15 protein-coding genes are annotated in these 18,073 nt (G+C 50.6%); 11 read left to right on the forward strand and 4 right to left on the reverse strand.

Annotated features, from left to right (window positions below; translation table 11 throughout):
- Window positions 1–15 precede the first annotated feature (15 nt).
- The 9 genes from murD (at window position 16) to lpxC (ending at window position 10,607) form a co-directional block, all read left to right on the forward strand.
- On the forward strand, window positions 16–1,527 hold the full coding sequence (murD, locus tag ACOI06_RS03070; RefSeq protein ID WP_420661038.1) for a UDP-N-acetylmuramoyl-L-alanine--D-glutamate ligase: 1,512 nt from the start codon (window positions 16–18) through the stop codon (window positions 1,525–1,527).
- The gene (ftsW, locus tag ACOI06_RS03075) at window positions 1,524–2,717 is read left to right on the forward strand and encodes a putative lipid II flippase FtsW (RefSeq protein WP_420661039.1); all 1,194 of its coding nucleotides are present in this window, start codon (window positions 1,524–1,526) and stop codon (window positions 2,715–2,717) included. The genes murD and ftsW overlap by 4 nt, the downstream gene beginning before the upstream one ends.
- Window positions 2,714–3,796: an undecaprenyldiphospho-muramoylpentapeptide beta-N-acetylglucosaminyltransferase gene (gene murG / locus ACOI06_RS03080; protein ID WP_420661040.1), complete on the forward strand. Its 1,083-nt coding sequence runs from the start codon at window positions 2,714–2,716 to the stop codon at window positions 3,794–3,796. Before ftsW ends, murG begins: the two co-directional genes overlap by 4 nt.
- On the forward strand, window positions 3,793–5,193 hold the full coding sequence (murC, locus tag ACOI06_RS03085; RefSeq protein WP_420661041.1) for a UDP-N-acetylmuramate--L-alanine ligase: 1,401 nt from the start codon (window positions 3,793–3,795) through the stop codon (window positions 5,191–5,193). Before murG ends, murC begins: the two co-directional genes overlap by 4 nt.
- Window positions 5,190–6,158: a D-alanine--D-alanine ligase gene (locus ACOI06_RS03090; protein WP_420661042.1), complete on the forward strand. Its 969-nt coding sequence runs from the start codon at window positions 5,190–5,192 to the stop codon at window positions 6,156–6,158. Before murC ends, ACOI06_RS03090 begins: the two co-directional genes overlap by 4 nt.
- A gap of 3 nt (window positions 6,159–6,161) precedes the next feature.
- A complete protein-coding gene (locus ACOI06_RS03095; protein WP_420661043.1) occupies window positions 6,162–6,968 on the forward strand; it encodes a cell division protein FtsQ/DivIB in 807 nt (268 codons plus the stop codon).
- A 4-nt stretch (window positions 6,969–6,972) separates the two neighbouring features.
- Window positions 6,973–8,199 (forward strand): cell division protein FtsA, encoded by a 1,227-nt coding sequence (ftsA, locus tag ACOI06_RS03100; RefSeq protein WP_420661044.1) that lies wholly within the window; start codon window positions 6,973–6,975, stop codon window positions 8,197–8,199.
- Between the two features lie 112 nt (window positions 8,200–8,311).
- The gene (ftsZ, locus tag ACOI06_RS03105; protein WP_420661046.1) at window positions 8,312–9,475 is read left to right on the forward strand and encodes a cell division protein FtsZ; all 1,164 of its coding nucleotides are present in this window, start codon (window positions 8,312–8,314) and stop codon (window positions 9,473–9,475) included.
- 208 nt (window positions 9,476–9,683) lie between these two features.
- On the forward strand, window positions 9,684–10,607 hold the full coding sequence (gene lpxC / locus ACOI06_RS03110; protein ID WP_420661047.1) for a UDP-3-O-acyl-N-acetylglucosamine deacetylase: 924 nt from the start codon (window positions 9,684–9,686) through the stop codon (window positions 10,605–10,607).
- A gap of 96 nt (window positions 10,608–10,703) precedes the next feature.
- Here the strand turns inward: lpxC and ACOI06_RS03115 are convergent, their stop codons facing one another.
- Window positions 10,704–11,159, reverse strand: a complete 456-nt coding sequence (locus ACOI06_RS03115) for a DciA family protein (RefSeq protein ID WP_420661048.1) — start codon at window positions 11,157–11,159, stop codon at window positions 10,704–10,706.
- Between the two features lie 288 nt (window positions 11,160–11,447).
- On the opposite strand from ACOI06_RS03115, the gene ACOI06_RS03120 reads away from it, so the two are divergent.
- Together ACOI06_RS03120 and secA are read left to right on the forward strand one after the other, a co-directional pair.
- A complete protein-coding gene (locus ACOI06_RS03120) occupies window positions 11,448–12,005 on the forward strand; it encodes a M23 family metallopeptidase (protein WP_420661049.1) in 558 nt (185 codons plus the stop codon).
- 62 nt (window positions 12,006–12,067) lie between these two features.
- Complete coding sequence (gene secA, locus ACOI06_RS03125; RefSeq protein WP_420661050.1) at window positions 12,068–14,821, forward strand: preprotein translocase subunit SecA; 2,754 nt, start codon at window positions 12,068–12,070, stop codon at window positions 14,819–14,821.
- Window positions 14,822–15,014: 193 nt separating this feature from the next.
- Here the strand turns inward: secA and ACOI06_RS03130 are convergent, their stop codons facing one another.
- The 3 genes from ACOI06_RS03130 to ACOI06_RS03140 are packed head-to-tail and all read right to left on the reverse strand — an operon-like array spanning window position 15,015 to window position 18,044.
- Window positions 15,015–15,860 (reverse strand): carbohydrate ABC transporter permease, encoded by an 846-nt coding sequence (locus ACOI06_RS03130; protein ID WP_420661051.1) that lies wholly within the window; start codon window positions 15,858–15,860, stop codon window positions 15,015–15,017.
- Between the two features lie 8 nt (window positions 15,861–15,868).
- Window positions 15,869–16,744, reverse strand: a complete 876-nt coding sequence (locus ACOI06_RS03135; protein WP_420661258.1) for a carbohydrate ABC transporter permease — start codon at window positions 16,742–16,744, stop codon at window positions 15,869–15,871.
- 52 nt (window positions 16,745–16,796) lie between these two features.
- Entirely contained in the window at window positions 16,797–18,044 is a 1,248-nt protein-coding gene (locus tag ACOI06_RS03140) for an ABC transporter substrate-binding protein (protein WP_420661259.1), read from the reverse strand.
- Between the last annotated feature and the right edge of the window lie 29 nt (window positions 18,045–18,073).

Here is an 18,073-nt window from a genome sequence, read left to right on the forward strand (position 1 = left end):
AAGGATGTTTGAATCGTGAGTGAGCGTCGGATTGCGCTTCTGATTGGGTTGGGACAGACGGGTGCTGCTAGTGCCCGCTGGCTTGTGCGCCAAAATTATTGGGTGCGCTTGCTAGATACGCGTTCCTCGCCTACAGGCTTGTCCGAGCTTCTGGAAGAGTTGGGCGCAGCCGTTCAGACTGTTCACTTGGGCGATCAGCCCGTGCCAGACACCTTGTTTGAAGGCGTGGATGTGGTCGTGCCTAGCCCCGGGATGTCGATTGTGAGTGCACCGATGGTCGAGTGGCTCGCGCGTGCGAAACAAGCAGGTGCCGAAGTTGCTGGTGAAGTTGAATTGTTTGCACAAGCTTTACAAGGCTTGGCGCAAGCACAGAACTACCACCCCAAACTGATTGGCGTCACAGGGACCAATGGCAAAACGACGGTAACCGCCTTGACGCGTCAGATGATTGCACAGTCAGGACAAACCGTGTGCGCAGCTGGCAATATCAGCCCTTCGGTGCTCGAAGCTTTGATGCATGCACTAGATACAAATAGTTTGCCAAATTATTGGGTCCTGGAACTCTCGAGTTTTCAGATGATGACGATCCGCTCATTGAAGCTAGAGGCCGGCGTTGTCCTTAATATCAGTCCAGACCATTTGGATTGGCATGGTGGATTACCAGGGTATGTCGAGGCAAAGTCGCGTTTGCTCAGCATGTCGGCCCAAAAGATTATTAATCGCGAGGACCCAGAGGTGGTCCCGATGGTGGCGAGTCTAGACGCCACCGACGTATGCAGTTTTGGGGCAGATGAGCCTGTGCTGTCGGGTGATCTGGGTTTAATGGCTGATCAAGGGTTGGTATGGCTTGCAGCTAGCGAAGATGATGCCCAGTTCGGGGCAGATGAGCCAGTTCGCCGTCGTGGCAAAGTCGTTGAAGCGACCTCGCGCCAGCCGGGACGTTTGCAACGATTGATGCCAGCTCAAGCTTTGCAGTTGGTTGGTCAGCACAATGTCATGAATGTTTTAGCAGCTGCTTTGCTCGCGCAGGCTGTGGGGATTGACCGTTCGCCGGTCTTACATGCGGCAGGTGCGTACGCTGGTGAGCCGCATCGTATGCAGTTTGTGCGCACGATTCAGGGTGTCGATTTTATTGATGACAGCAAAGGCACCAATGTGGGTGCCACTGTGGCGGGTCTCGAAGGGTTGACGCAATCTGCTGTGTTGATTGCGGGTGGCGTGACCAAGGGGCAAGATTTTACGGCTCTGGCACAGGTGGTGGCGGACAAGGCGATACCAGTTGTTTTAATTGGTCAGGATGTGCAGCAACTGCAGGATGCGTTGCATCAAAAGAATGTTCAAACCATGCATGCTTCGTCCATGCAGGATGCGGTAGAAAAAGCGTTTAGTTGGGCACAAGCCGGACAGGCTGTGGTGCTTTCGCCAGCCTGCTCAAGCTTTGATATGTTTAGAGATTACGTACATCGAGCCATGGTGTATGTCGATGCGGTGCAAGAGTTCGCGTTGGATCAAGGGGAGGTCGCATGACAGACAGTGTGCGTTATCCCCGTAGTGTGAACGAAGTGACTCCTGGTCGCACAGCAATTCGCAATTTTGATAAGCCGCTGCTGTTTGTGGTGGTGACTCTGGCTGCATTTGGCATGCTCATGGTGTATTCCGCATCGATTGCCTTGGCTGATGGGCCCAATTTTGGTGGGGTGGGTCAGTACTATTTTGTGGGTCGCCATCTTATGTACATGGGTGTTGGCATTTTGTTGGCATTGCTTGTGTGGTTGACACCACTTGAGGTGATGCAACGAATGACCATTCCCTTATTCATTCTGACGACCATTTTGTTGGTGCTGGTTTTTATGCCCGTCATTGGTCGGGAAGTGAAGGGCGCTAATCGATGGCTGAGCCTGGGTGTGATTAATTTTCAGCCTTCTGAGCTCGCCAAACTGGCGGTCGTCATGTACGCCGCAGATTATGCCGTGCGCAAAAAAGACAAAATGAAAAGCTTTGTGCACGGTTTCTTGCCGATTGCGATTTCAGTCGGAGCCGTCGGTTTGCTTGTGCTGCTTGAGCCAGATCTGGGTGCTCTGACGGTGTTGATGGCCATTACCGTGGGTGTTTTGTTTTTAGGTGGCATTAATGGCTGGTTGTTTAGTGGCCTTATGCTGCTGTTGCCGAGCTTGTTTTTCTTGGCCGTCTGGCTGGCACCCTGGCGTCGTGCACGTCTGTTTGCTTATATGGATCCGTGGGATCCAAGCAATATGTATGGCAGTGCTTATCAATTGTCGCATTCGCTGATTGCGGTTGGACGCGGTGAATGGTTAGGTGTGGGGCTAGGTTCGAGTATTGAGAAACTCCATTACCTGCCAGAGGCGCACACGGATTTTATTATTTCAGTGATTGGTGAAGAACTCGGGTTTGTCGGCATCGCGCTTGTGGTGATTTTGTTTGCTTTGATGATTCAGCGCATGTTTGAAATTGGCCGTCAGGCGATTTCGATGGACCGTCTTTATAGTGGTCTGGTCGCACAAGGCGTGGGCATTTGGTTTGGCGTACAAATCTTTATCAACGTCGGTGTTTGCCTGGGTCTTCTACCCACCAAAGGCTTAACCATGCCGCTAATTAGTTACGGTGGATCCGGTCTGGTGATGAATCTCATTGCCATTGCGTTAGTCATGCGTGTGGATTATGAAACACGCGTGTTGATGCGAGGAGGTCGCGTATGAGTCAGTCGCATACACCTCGCATCTGGATCATGGCTGGTGGCACCGGTGGACATATCGTGCCAGGGCTGGCGGTTGCGCAAATTTTGAAAGAAGAGGGCAGCCAAGTGAGCTGGCTGGGTAATCCACAGCGCATGGAAGGTCAGCTGGTTGCACCCACTGGTATTCCCATGATTGCCGTCCAGTTTGCAGCGGTTCGTGGCAAAGGTTTGTGGCGCAAGCTTGTCACGCCTTTTGCACTTGCGGCTTGGACTTTGCGTGTCTGGATTCGTATGCTGCGCCAACGACCTGATGTGGTTCTGGGTATGGGTGGTTATGTGTCTGTGCCAGGTGGTTTAGCCGCTTGGCTGGCTCGAGTGCCCATAGTACTCCATGAACAAAATGCGGTGGCGGGCATGAGCAATCGACTCTTAGCACGTCTAGCCGCAACGGTATTAAGTGGTTTTCCGGATACGTTAAAAAATGCCACTTGGGTGGGCAATCCAGTGCGTCAGTCGATGCTTGAGCTACCAGCACCTGCGCGGCGTTATGGACAACGGACTGGCCCCTTGCGTGTGTTGGTGGTTGGTGGCAGTTTGGGTGCGGCTGCACTGAACACTGTGGTGCCGCAAGCGATCGCACAACTAAACCCAGAGAATCGTCCGATTGTGACGCATCAGTCCGGTGCATCGCATCTGGATGTGCTTAAAGCTAATTATGAAGCGGTCGGTGTCCAAGCAGAATGCGTGGCGTTTATTGATGACATGGCGCAAGCGATGGGAGAGGCCGATCTGATGATTTGCCGAGCGGGTGCCATGACGGTTGCCGAAGTGGCTGCTGCAGGTGTGGCTGCACTTTTTGTGCCGTTCCCTTTTGCGGTGGATGATCATCAGACCGCCAATGCACAGCATCTTGTGGATCATGAAGGGGCTTTGTTGCGAGATCAGAAGCAGCTGACACCCGAATGGTTGGCGCAATGGTTGAGTGAACAGACCCGAGACAATCTGACGAATATGGCACAACAGGCGCAACAACTCGCCAAACCAGAGGCTGGCAAAGAGATTGCTCAGCAATGTTTAAAACTCTGGCGGAGAAAACAATGAAACATCGGATTCAACTTATTCATTTTGTCGGAATCGGTGGCTCTGGTATGAGTGGTATCGCCGAGGTTCTGTTGAATCTGGGCTATCAGGTCTCGGGCTCTGACTTGCAGTCCAATGCGACGACACAACGCTTGGCCGACATGGGTGCCAAGGTGTTTCAAGGGCATGATGCGAGCCAAGTTGAAGGTGCACATGTGGTGGTGACATCGACTGCAGTTGCTGGCAGCAACCCTGAGGTGTTGGCTGCACGACGTCTTGGTATTCCAGTGGTGCCGCGCGTGGTGATGTTGGCCGAACTGATGCGTTTGAAACGTGGCATTGCCGTGGCGGGAACGCATGGCAAAACCACCACAACTAGCTTGGTGGCGAGCGTCTTAGCTGCTGGAGAACTGGATCCTACCTTTGTGATTGGTGGGCGCTTGAATTCCGCAGGCGCCAATGCAGGCCTAGGGCAAGGCGACTATTTGGTGGCTGAAGCCGATGAATCGGATGCGTCGTTTTTGAAGTTGTCGCCAGTGATGGCCATCGTGACGAACATCGATGCCGATCATATGGAGACCTATGGGCATGATGTGGCACGCCTTAAACAAGCGTTTGTAGAGTTTGTTCAATGTCTGCCTTTTTATGGAAGCGCATTTGTTTGCGTCGATGATGCCAATGTGCGTGAAATCATTCCTTTTGTGTCACGCCCCTTAGTGACTTACGGTTTAAGTGAGCAGGCGCAAATACGAGCGACGAATGTACGCGCTGAAGTGACGCATATGTGTTTTACGGTCGAACGTTTACTGCACGGTGTGGCGTATAAGCCGCTCGAGGTTTGTTTGAATCTGCCTGGTGAGCACAACGTACAAAATGCGTTGGCTGCCATCGCGGTGGCCACGGAATTGGGTGTGAATGACGAGCAGATTGTCAGTGCCCTGAAATCATTTGGTGGTGTGGGCCGCCGTTTTACGGTTCATGAGCCTTTGCCATGCCCACAAGGTGGAACATTGACGGTGGTGGATGACTATGGGCATCACCCGGTTGAGTTGAAAGCAACGATTGATGCCGCTCGGGGTGCCTGGCCAAATCAGCGTATCGTGCTCGTGTTTCAACCACATCGATATACTCGCACACGAGATTGTTTTGAGGATTTTGTGCGTGTGATGGGGATGGCCGATGCTGTGATTCTGACCGAAGTGTTTGCAGCGGGTGAGCCACCACTGGTTGCGGCTGATGGTCGTGCTTTGGCACGAGGTTTGCGTGTGGCAGGTCGAGTCGAGCCCGTGTTTGTGGAGGCGCTTGAAGAGTTGCCCGAGGCGATTGCCACAATGGCCAAAGATCAGGATGTGTTTTTAGTGATGGGGGCTGGCTCAATTAGCCGGTTGCCAGCCATGCTCAAGGAGGCGTTTCAATGAAGAGCTTGGGTAAAGTTGGTGTGCTTTATGGCGGTACCTCTGCCGAGCGTGAGGTCTCCTTGATGTCGGGTCAAGGTGTCTATGAAGCTTTGACTTCGCTGGGTGTGGATGCGCATCTGTTTGATACAGGTCGACAGTCCTTATCGGATTTGATTGCACAGCAGTTTGATCGGGTGTTCATTGCGCTGCATGGTCGTCATGGTGAAGATGGTTCGATTCAGGGTGCATTGGAGTTGATGGGGATTCCCTATACCGGCAGTGGTCATCAAGCCAGTAGCGTCGCCATGGACAAAATCATGACAAAACGCTTATGGGTGCAGACAGGTCTGCGTACACCCGGATTTCGGGTGATTCGTAATCGGGATGATCTGCAAGGACTGACGCCACAACTGGGCCTGCCGTTGATTCTCAAAGCCCCCAATGAAGGTTCGACATTGGGTTTGTATCGTGTTGAACGCGAGGAAGATCTTGAGGCAGCTTACGACGAAGCGCTTCAGTTTGATTCTGTCTTGTTAGCAGAGCAATTCATTCAGGGTCGGGAATTGACAGTGGCTGTGTTGGGCGGTGGTTCAGATGTGCAGGTTTTACCAGTGATTGAAATTGTGGCGCCGGATGCGAACTATGACTACGAACATAAGTATTTTTCCGATGAAACTGAATACTTGTGTCCTGCGCCGCTGGAGGCTGCATGTACCGAAGCGGTTCAGTTGCTCGCAAAGCAGGCGTATCTCGATGTGGGATGCAGTGGTTGGGGACGAGTGGACATCATGCTGGATTCAGACAACCAGCCTTGGCTCTTAGAGGTCAATACCTCACCAGGTATGACGTCTCACTCACTGGTGCCGATGGCAGCCAAAGCCGTCGGGATTTCGTATGCGCAGTTATGTTTAAGTTTGCTTCAGAATGCATCGTGCAAGATCGGTACGAGTGGTTCGGTTGCAGACGTTTCAGATGCTCAGGAGTGATGCGTGTGGAAAGAAGCGCGTTTGATCAATGCCTTAGCCAACATTTTAATGGTGGGGGTTGTCCTTGCCTGTCTGGCTGTGGTGGTCTTATGGGTCGCGCGGCTGCCTGCATTCAGTATTACGCGCATCGAGTTGGAACCGACCACAGACAATGCGTTGGCGCAGGTCTCACCGGAAGTGGTGCGAAGTGTGATGTCGGGTCGACTCGAGGGCAATTTTTTTACGCTCGACCTCGAAGAGGCTCGTTCGGTGTTCGAGTCGGCATCTTGGGTGCGGCAGGCTGGCGTGCGTCGGATTTGGCCCGACACTTTGAGAGTGTCGATCGAGGAACAGGTACCGCTCGCGCTTTGGAACGAAAACGAACTGATCAATACGTGGGGGGAAGTTTTTACGGCCAACCGCGCAGTGATCGAAGACGAGGACGATTTGCCCAAATTCTTTGGACCCGATGGAACCGAATCGCTGGTGATTCAGCGTTACGCGGAGCTCGATCAGTGGTTAGAGAAAATCGGACTGAAAGTACGGACCTTAAGTCTGTCGGGGCGTTACGCCTTACAGGCCGGTCTGTCCAATGGGATGACGTTAGAAATGGGTCGAGACCCTGGTGCCGAAGCACCCGATCCACAGGTTGGGGTACCCGGCTCAATCCCGTTTGGAGAGCGGATTCAGCGGTTTGTGGCCGCGTGGCCACAGGCCGAAGAACAGTTGAAGGGACGTACGATTACGCACGTCGATTTGCGGTATCCGAATGGATTCGCACTGAGCCTGGCCGAGTTGCCAGAATCGATCAATTCAAAAAAGAAACGTTAATGCCATGACTCGTGACGTTAAAGACCTGATTGTTGCGCTCGACATTGGAACCAGTAAGGTGGTTGCGGTCGTTGCTGAAGTGCAGTCAGAGGGACGATTTGAAGTGTTGGGCCTCGGACAGCATGAGTCACGCGGGATGCGTAAAGGTGTGGTTGTCAATATTGAAAGCACCGTGAGCGCCATTCAGCGTGCCCTTGAAGAAGCCGAATTAATGGCCGATTGCAAGATCCGTGAGGTGTATACCGGGATTGCCGGCAACCATATCCGCAGTTTTAACTCGAGCGGTATGGTCGCCGTCAAAGACAAGGAAGTCACGCCTGCGGACGTCGCACGGGCGATTGAAACGGCCAAGGCCGTGAATATTCCGACGGATCAACAGGTGCTGCATGTGTTGACCCAGGAATTTATCGTGGATGGACAAGAAAACATCCGTGAGCCAATCGGGATGAGCGCATTGCGCCTCGAAGTCAAAGTGCACATTGTGACTGGTGCTGTGAGCGCAGCCCAGAACATCGTGAAGTGCGTGCGTCGTTGCGGACTGGAGGTTCAGGATCTGATTTTGCAGCCATTGGCTTCGAGCTTGGCTTGCTTAACAGATGATGAGCGTGAACTCGGTGTTGTGCTGATTGATATCGGTGGTGGAACGACTGATGTGGCCATCCATACAGGGGGTGCCATCCGTCATACGGAGGTGTTGCCAATCGCCGGTGATCAGATCACTGGTGACATTGCCTCGATGCTGCGCACACCGACGCCGGATGCGGAAGATATTAAGTTGCGCTATGGCGTGGCCAAAGAGTCTTTGGCGAGTCCAGATGAAATGGTGGAGGTGCCAGGCCTGGGCGATCGTGGTCCACGCCCTGTGAGTCGTCAGACATTGGGTGCTGTGATTGAGCCCCGGGTTGAAGAGTTATTTAGTCTGGTTCAGCAAATTGTGCGTGAGTCGGGCTACGAAGAATTGATTGCGTCGGGCATCGTGTTGACCGGTGGGACAGCCTCAATGCCGGGCATTGTGGAGCTTGCTGAAGATGTGTTTGGCAAGCCTGTGCGGGTGTCAGTTCCAGAGTACGAAGGTAGTTTGGCTGATGTCATGCACAACACCCGATTTGCAACCGTGATGGGACTTTTGGGTGAAGCTCGTATGCAGAGGCTGCGTGGTCGCAAGGTTTCGGAGCAAAGAGGTAGTTTTAAAAGCATTCTCGCGAGAATGAAAGAGTGGTTCATGTACTGAAAATCAGTCCGATCAGTACGTGGCATGACATTGTTGATTTGCGCAAATTGAGTAGATCAGCAAAAGGTAGGAAGGGGACTGTTTTATATAAATCGACTTGAGGGAGTCAGTTATGAAGTTTGAAATGTTAGATACAGCAAAAGGCGGAACCATCATCAAGGTGGTGGGTGTAGGTGGTGCAGGTGGCAATGCCATTGGACACATGATTCGACATGGCGTGCAGGGAGTGGATTTCATCTCTGCGAACACCGATGCGCAGGCCTTGTCATCTTCACAAGCCCCTGTGCAAATTCGATTGGGTCGTTCAGGCCTAGGTGCTGGTTCAAAACCTGAGCAAGGCCGTTCAGCTGCTGAGACAGCACGTGAAGAGATCCGTGCTGCATTGGAAGGTGCACATATGGTCTTTATCACCGCAGGTATGGGTGGTGGAACCGGAACGGGTGCAAGTCCGATCGTGGCCGAAGTGGCTAAAGAACTGGGTATTCTGACCGTGGGTGTGGTGACCAAGCCGTTTGAGTTTGAAGGTCAACGTCGCATGAAACTGTCAGAAGATGGCATCGATGAGTTGTCTAAGCACGTGCATTCTTTGATCGTGGTGCTCAATGAAAATCTCTACGATCTGATGGACGAAGATGCTACACAAGAAGACTGCTTTAAAGCGGCTGACGATGTGTTGTACAACGCCTGCGCAGGGATTGCAGAAATCATTAACGTGGAAGGTAACATCAACGTTGACTTTGAAGACGTTAAAACTATCATGGGTGAGCAGGGCAAAGCCATGATGGGCACTGCTCAAGCGAGCGGTGAAAATCGTGCCATTGAAGCCGCTGAACAAGCGATTTCTTGCCCATTGCTTGAAGGCATTGATCTACAAGGTGCACGTGGCGTGTTGGTGAACATCACGGCAAGCCCTGGTTTGAAGATGCGTGAAACCAAAGCCATCATGGATCACATTCGTGGGTTTGCAGCACCCGATGCAACCGTGATTTTTGGGACGGCTTATGATGAAAGCATGGGTGATGAGTTGCGCGTGACCGTGGTTGCAACTGGTTTGGGTCAGAGCAAACCAAAGCTGGTAGTTTCAACTGAAACAGAACCTGTGGCCAGAACCGGAACCGACAATGAGCCTTACAGCTTTGGAAATCCAGAGTCCAACGTGCCATCCGTCTTGCGTAAGCGTGGCGATGGTTCAGCGGCGGCTCATGTGCGTGTTTTAGAAAACTCGGGTGTCGATCGGTATGACATTCCAGCTTTCTTGCGTCGTCAGGCGGATTGAACGTTTTAACGTTTGAGTTGTCCTAAACGGAATCAAGCCAGTGATCCCTCGGCTGGCTTGGTTCGATCTCGCACGACTATTTAATGTCGTGGATGAGATTGGTTGGTTCGAGGAACTGTGTTAGATCAAAGTTAGTTATAAAAATAAAGGTGTAATGCATTTAAACGCGTTACAATCCCAAAATTCACATATTTCTAGGTTGTTGCGTATGTTTTGGCAACGAACAATTAAAAACATCGTCCGCACGACGGGTATTGGCTTGCATTCAGGGCGCCGTGTCGAATTGACATTGCGTCCGGCTGCCGCAAACACAGGTATTGTGTTTCATCGCGTGGATCAGGAGCCCGTGGTGAACTTGCCGGCCACAGCCGATGCGGTGCATGACACTCGTTTGGCCTCAGTGCTGCAGGTGGGGCAGACGCGTGTTTCGACCGTTGAGCACTTGATGTCGGCCCTAGCAGGATTGGGGATTGATAATCTGCACATTGATTTGACTGCAGAAGAAGTGCCGATCATGGACGGTAGTGCGGCAACCTTTGTATATCTGTTGCGCTCAGCGGGTTTGGAAGAGCTGGATGCACCGAAACAGTTTTTGCGCGTTCTAAAGCCTGTTGAGGTTCGTGAAGGCGAAGGAGCGCAAGAGAAATGGGCACGTCTTGAGCCCTATGATGGGTTTTCTGTTGGGTTTGCGATTGATTTCTCACATCCGGCCATCGATGCCACTTGCGATTACGCAGAAGTGGACTTTGCACATGACTCCTATAGTAAAGACATTGCCCGTGCCCGAACCTTTGGGTTTGTGAATGAGGTCGAGACTTTACGCTCCATGGGCTTGGCTCGAGGCGGCAGTCTAGAAAACGCGATTGTTCTGGATGAGTACCGTGTACTCAATCAAGACGGTTTGCGTTATGACGATGAATTCGTCAAACACAAGATTCTGGACGCGATTGGCGATTTGTATTTGATCGGAAAACCTTTACTAGCGCGCTATCGTGCGTTGAAATCAGGTCATGCGATTAACAATCAATTGGCACGTAAGCTACTTGAGCAGCAAGATTGCTGGGAGCTTGTGACATTTGATTCTGTTGAAAAAGCACCTGTGGCCTATCGAAACGAGTGGCAGCTGATCTGACGTAAAGCGAACGATGGTTATTACTATTTTTGAGTACTGCTTCGTAAACATCAGCTCATAGTCGTTAGTAAAAATTAAAATATCTCATCGCCCGGCTTAGTCCGGGCGATGTCTTTTGATGAGTGCTTGGATCGCATCACTTAGACGACCCGGCTCTAATTGCGTCTGTAACGCCTCAAAATGGCTCAGATCATCAGCATCTAAGGGTCGAGCTTGTCGCTCCATCGTTTCTTGATGGGCAAACTTGGGTTCGGTACCCATGCGAATTTCAATTTTTTTGATGTTCCAACCACCTCGCAGCATGGCTTGACAGAGCGTTGAGGTCATCTGGCGCAGTTTGGCCGCGGGCGCTGCGTGATAGATCAAGAGTGTTAGCGTATTGTCTTCATAAGCTGTGACAGCGACTTGTTGGGCTAGTGTGGCTGGTAAGCATTTTTTGAGATGCTTTTCTAGGGCCAGCAGACGATGCGCAGCCATGATCAGATCGGAAGATTGTTCGTTGGCAGTAAGCCATTGCATGGGATGGCGATCTGGTTGTGAAAAACGGTTCATGACGGAGCAGATAGTTTGTAGTGGATTGAGTCGATGTGATGTGGATTAAATTCGCCGCCTACAACAGCATAGATTTTAAAAATTAAGCTAAAATTTTCTTTGTTTAGTTTTGGGTTTGATTAAAACTGAATGAAATTAAATCAATCCCGATTCATGTCAGTTGTTTGTAGAGTAGGAACGTCATTGGATGCATTTAATATAAGCCACTTCAGTGTAGCAGTTAGACATTTTTTTCAGATCTGCATGAGAAGCCTGTTTGGCTTCAGCTTAGGACTGTGTGCGATAAACATGAGTGTGGCTGCGCCCGTCTCTATTCAATTAAAAGCAGATGCCCATCTGGCAGCGGCTGTGGGGATGTTCAATCAGCCACATCCAGAGATTATTCGATTGAATCCAGGTTGTGGCGCGCAATGTATAGGGCCTGAGCGGTTATTTATGTGGCCGGTTCAAGGTGAATATCGGATCAGTTCTAAATTTGGAAAGCGCCATCACCCATTGCGCAAAAAGGTTGCTTGGCATCGAGGGGTGGATATTGCTGCGCCCAAAGGCACACCAATTCTGAGTCCTTCACAGGGAGAGGTTCGATTTGCAGGCTGGAAAAAAGGCTATGGCAGAACCGTTGATATTGATCACGGTCAGGGTTGGATGAGTCGTTACGCTCATGCCAGTCACATCTTAGTTCGCAAGGGAGAACAGGTGTCACCCGGTCAATTGATTGCCAAAGTGGGGCAGTCAGGGGCAGCAACAGGGGATCATTTGCATTTTGAGATCTGGAAAAATGGTCAACCGTTGAATCCGATGTCATTTTATCCTGATGCAGCGGCCTTACCTGATCGTCGGTTCTAGTCTGTTGCGTTACACTGTAGCGTTAAATGGCGTTTTAAACATCTCGCCCGGATCAGAACAGAATGATATCTCTTCTTAAAAAAATCGTAGGAAGCCGAAACGATCGGTTACTAAAACAGTTTGGAAAACAACTCAAGCAGATTAATGCGCTTGAGCCCTCAATGCAGGCACTGACGGATGAAGAATTACAAGCCCGTTCAGCGCAGTTGCGTGAACGCTCCAAAGAGGGTGAGTCGCTTGATGCGCTCATGCCAGAAGCGTTTGCGCTTGTGCGTGAAGCCAGTGTGCGCGTGTTGGGTATGCGGCATTTTGATGTGCAGATGATTGGCGGTATGGTCTTGCACTCAGGTCGCATTGCGGAAATGCGTACAGGTGAAGGTAAAACGTTGATGGCGACATTACCGGTTTACTTGAATGCACTCCCAGGGCGTGGTGTTCACGTTGTCACCGTGAACGATTACTTGGCCACGCGTGATGCGACATGGATGGGGCAGCTTTATAACTTTCTCGGCATGAGTGTTGGGATTGTGGTGCCACAGCAAGACAATGAAGAAAAGCGTGCCGCCTATCAAGCCGACATCACATACGGAACGAATAATGAATTCGGCTTTGATTATCTTCGTGACAACATGGAGTATCAAACAGATGGTCGTCGTCAGCGCAAATTGGTGTATGCCATTGTGGACGAGGTCGACTCCATCCTAATTGATGAGGCTCGTACGCCGCTCATTATCTCAGGACAAGCCGAAGACAACACGCCAATTTACTTGGCGATGAACGAAGTGCCTCCTCATTTGGTGCAAATGTCGGGCGAGCCCAAACCGCATGAGCCTGAACCCGAAGGCGACTTTTGGGTGGATGAGAAAAGCTTGCAAGTGCACTTGTCGGAAGCAGGGCATGAAAATGCCGAGCGCCTTCTGGCACAAAAAGGTTTACTGCCCGAAGGTGAATCACTGTATGACCCACGTCATATCAGCTTGTTGCATCACTTGATGGTGGCTTTGCGCGCACACAACCTGTTTAAGCGCGATCAGCACTATGTGATTCAGAATAACGAAATTGTGATCGTGGATGAGTTCACAGGGCGCCTGATGAGCGGTCGTCGCTGGTCTGATGGTTTGCATCAGGCGGTGGAAGCGAAAGAAGGTGTTGAGATCCAACTGGAAAACCAGACGCTGGCCTCGATCACGTTCCAGAACTATTTCCGTATGTACGAAAAACTGTCTGGCATGACTGGAACAGCGGATACGGAAGCATATGAGTTCCAACAGATTTATGGTTTGGAAACCGTCATTATTCCGACCAACAAGCCCATGATCAGAAAAGATCTGCATGATCAGATTTATAAGACCGATCAAGAGAAGTACGCCGCGATTGTGCGTGACATTCGTGCTTGTCAGGAAAAACAACAGCCAGTTCTCGTCGGAACCACCAGTGTGGAAAGCTCTGAACTGCTCTCGAATGCACTGAAAGCAGAAGGACTTCAACATGCTGTTTTGAACGCCAAGCAACACGCGTTTGAAGCGGAAATCGTGGCTCAGGCTGGTAAGCCTGGTGCGATTACGATTGCGACCAACATGGCTGGACGAGGCACTGACATTGTGCTAGGCGGCAACGTGCAAAAGCAAGTTGAAATGCTTGAGAAGGATGCGTCGCTCAGTGATGAAGAGCGTGCTGCGCGTATTCAGAAACTTCACGATGAGTGGGATGGCTTACACAAGCAAGTTCTGGATTCTGGCGGACTGCATATTATCGGAACCGAGCGCCATGAATCTCGCCGAATCGATAACCAGCTGCGAGGTCGTGCTGGACGTCAGGGTGACCCAGGTTCTTCGCGATTCTATCTCTCGCTCGAAGACCCCTTGATGCGTATTTTTGCGGGTGACCGAGTACGTGCCATCATGGAGCGACTTAAGCTCCCAGAAGGTGAGCCAATTGAAGCCGGGATGGTGAACCGTTCGATCGAATCCGCACAACGTAAGGTCGAAGGCCGAAACTTCGATATTCGTAAGCAATTGCTGGACTACGACAACGTGGCCAACGATCAACGTGGTGTGATTTATGCACAACGTAATCAGGTTCTAGAAGCCGATCACATTGAAGAACGTGTTGTCGAGCTGCGTGAAGGTGCTTTGACAGATCTGGTGCATGAATACGTACCACCCGGTTCCATTGATGAGCAATGGGATCTGGATGGTCTGCAAGCCGTTCTGGAGTCAGACTGGCAGCTTCAAGTGAACTTCGATGCGTTAAAGACCGCAAAGACCATTGAAGAAGAGGAAGTGTTAGAGCTTGTGCTCGAGGCGGGCAAGGCGGCTTATGACTCTAAAGTCGAGCAGGTGGGTGAAGAAACCTGGCGTCCGTTTGAGCGTTCCGTCTTTTTGCAGGTTGTGGACACGCAGTGGCGTGAACATCTGGCTGCGCTGGATCATTTGCGTCAAGGTATTCATTTGCGTGGTTATGCACAAAAGGATCCTAAGCAAGAGTACAAGCGTGAAGCGATTGAGTTGTTCTCGTTTATGTTGCAACGTATTCGCGATGACGTCACAAAACTGTTGCTGACAGTTCGTGTTCAAAGTCCCGAAGCCGTTCAGGAAGCTGAACGTGAAAACGAAAAGCCCCACACTCAGAATGTGCAGTTCTCTCATGCAAGTTTTGATGAAGCGTTGGGTGATCAGCCGCTTCAACCGGATACGCAAGAAGGTGCGGATTTACTGGCCGATGCGCAAGCGGGTAAGGTCAAGATCAGTCGTAATGCAGCCTGCCCATGTGGTAGTGGTAAGAAATACAAGCATTGCCACGGGAAACTGGCTTAATCGATTGATTTGATTAAGTAAGACCTAAAAAGAATCGCCGCAGAGGGTTATCCTTTCTGCGGCGATTCTTTTGTCTGTTTTATCTTTTTTAGCAGGTTCTATTTGAATGACGATCGAACTTGCCAAACTCCATCCCGTAAGTTTGGTTGGTTAAACAGTATGGAGAGTATCGATGGCAAGGGCACTTTGTATCTTATTTGATCCCTGCACGCATAAATGACTGAACAAACTGTCTTTGGAACAACAGGAAACCGATCAAGAGCGGTGCAGCAGTTAACAGAGTGGCGGCTGTGATGATGGACCAGTCAATTCCCTGATCGCTTGATGAGAAAACTTGCAGACCGACGGTTAAGGGGCGTGATTCGACTGAATTACTGACCACCAAAGGCCACAAGAAGTTATTCCAGTGGTGACTGATAGAAACCAGCGCAAATGCTAGATAGGTTGGCTTAGCCAGTGGAATAAACACGTGTCTTAGGATTTGTAAGGTGGATGCACCTTCCATCTGTGCAGCTTCTACTAATTCACCGGGAATCGTTTTAAAGGTCTGACGCAACAGAAAAATCGCAAAAGCTGACGCAAAATAAGGCAAACCAATCCCAAAGAGCGTATCCACAAAGCCCAAAGAGGAAACAGTCTGGTAGTTACGCACAATGAGGATCTCAGGCATCACCATCAATTGCACAAGCACTAGAGAAAACAGAATGTTGCGCCCAGCAAACTCGTACCGTGCAAACGCATAGGCCGCTAACGTACACAGAACAAGTTGCAGTCCCAGAATAATTGCGACCAGCAAAATGGTGTTCAAGTAATAGATGGGAAATGGTGCGGCATTCCAAGCGGCATAAAAGTTTTCTAGTGTCAGCGGGGCATCCAACACAAAACGTGTAGAGAATTCGCCCGGATGAAAAGCGGCCCAGAGCGCGTACAGCAAGGGCAGAATCCAAATCAATGCCAAGAGCCAGGCTGCGATCGTTTCTAGCAGGCTGCGTTGATCTAGGCGGATGTGACGGGTTGTTTTTGCAGAGGAGTGGTTCATGACTGTAATTACCGGTAATGGGTGCGTTTGTCGAGCAAGAAGAATTGCAACAAGCCGACAACGGCCAAAATGCAAAGTAAAACGACAGTTAAGGCCGAGGCATAGCCGCTGTCCCAGTATTTAAATCCAACCTCGTAGAGATAAAAGAGCAACAGTGAAGATGCGTTGTTGGGTCCACCGTTGGTCATGACAAAGATGTGATCAACCATTCGAAATGCATTGATCAATGCATTGACCAGCACAAAGACGGTGGTTGGCATCAGTAAAGGCCACTGAATGCGTCTGAAGAAATACCATTTGCTAGCGCCTTCAATTTGAGCGGCTTCGCGATAGCTGGGGCTCAGTGTTTGTAAGGCTGCCAGATAAAAGATCATAAAGAACCCAGCTTCTTTCCAGATGGCCACAATCGTGATCGACATCAATGCCAAGCTTGGGTCACCCAAAAAGTTCTGGCTGGAAAACCCCAGCGCCTGAAGAACTTGGTTGATCAGACCGTAATCAGGTGTATAGAAAAAGATCCAGATGTTGGCAACCGCAATCATGGGCATCACGGTTGGCAGGAAATAAGACATGCGCAAAAAAGAACGGCCTGTGATTTTGTCATTGATCCAGATTGCCATGGCAATTGAAATCGCCATCGAAGCCGGAATCGTAATCACCGCAAACCAAAAGTTGTTGACTAAAGATTTCCAGAAAATCGGATCTTCAATCATCACTTGATAGTTTTCTAGGCCGACAAAGACCGCTGGCCGAGACCCTTTTGGGGTCGACATAAAGCTGTCTATCAAGCTGGCAATCGCAGGGAAGTGCGTAAAACCAACGAGTAAGACAAAGGCCGGCAAAAGCAGCAAATAAGCTTGGATCTGTTTGTTTGTGACGTTCATGCGCATAGACGGGCACCAAACCAGATGGCCGGTGCCCGTGGGTCAGAGTCGTTTAACGGTAACTGCGAAGAATGCGGTTGGCTTCGCCTTGCGCATCTTTGAGCGCTTGCTCAGCAGTTTTGGTGCCAGTCAAACCTGCTTGAATGGCGTCGTTGAGCACTTTGGTGACGCGCTGGTTTTCATGTGTGGAGAACTCCGCCACTGCGTATTCCAACTGATCACGTGCAACCAATGCCGCTGGGAAGTCTGCCGCATATTTTTTCAGCACATCCGTTTCATAGGCAGCTGGTGAGACTGCAGCGTAACCCGTATCCATACTCCACTGCGCGGCTCTTTCTGGCTGAGTTAGCCATTTGGCAAACTCGAAAGCACCTTGCTGTTCCGCTTCAGTGGCGTCTTTAAAGATATAAAAGTTACCACCACCAGTGGGTGAGCCTGGACGGATATTGGCAGGAATCATACCCACACCAAAATCAAACGGTGCGTTGTTACGGATGTTCGTCAGGTTTCCTGTGGTTGTCCAGATAATGGCAGCCTTGCCTTCCATAAAGTCTTTAGGTGTGGTGCCCCACTGAACGACACCAGGAGGATGAATTTTTAAGGTCTGAGACAGATCCATCCAGTATTGCAGGGCTTCAATCACTTTGACATTGTCAAACGTGACTTCATTACCGTCGCTATTGGCGAGCAATACATCATTAGGTGTGGTGAAACACTGGAATAACCAGTATGGGAAGCCGCTCGAGGGCACTTGGATACCCCACTGGGTGACGTTGCCGTTGGCATCGCGTTGTGTCAGTTTTTCACCCATGCTGACGAGCTCAGCCCAATTTGCAGGGGCTTTGTCTGGATCAAGCCCAGCCTTTTTGAATGCTTCTTTATTCCAGTACATCACGACAGTTGAGCGCTGGAAAGGCACGCCCCAGGTTTTACCTTCAACTTGGCCGTTGGCCATAAAGGATGGGAAAAAACCGTTTAGCCACTGTTTGTCGGCATCTGATTTGATGAAACCATCAATTGGCATCACCGCATCTTCATCGATGAGTGTGAAGGTGTCGGTCGATAATAGAATTGCGGAGGTGGGCGGTTTGCCTGCTTTATGCGCAGTCAATGCTTTGACCAGCGTTTCTTGGTAAGTGCCGGCGTAGACGGGTGTGATTTTGTAGTCTGGGTTCTCTTTGTTAAACCCTTCCGCAAAACCGTCAATGGTCTTTGTGATGGGGCCACCAACGGCGACGGGGAAATAAAAGGTCACTTCCGTTTGTGCAAGTGCAGGTGAGGACAGACAAATGCCTCCCATTGCAATCGAAAGTGCGCTAACCAGTTTTT

Source organism: Orrella sp. 11846 (assembly GCF_048820935.1).
In the GTDB taxonomy this organism is placed as follows: Bacteria; Pseudomonadota; Gammaproteobacteria; order Burkholderiales; family Burkholderiaceae_B; genus Algicoccus.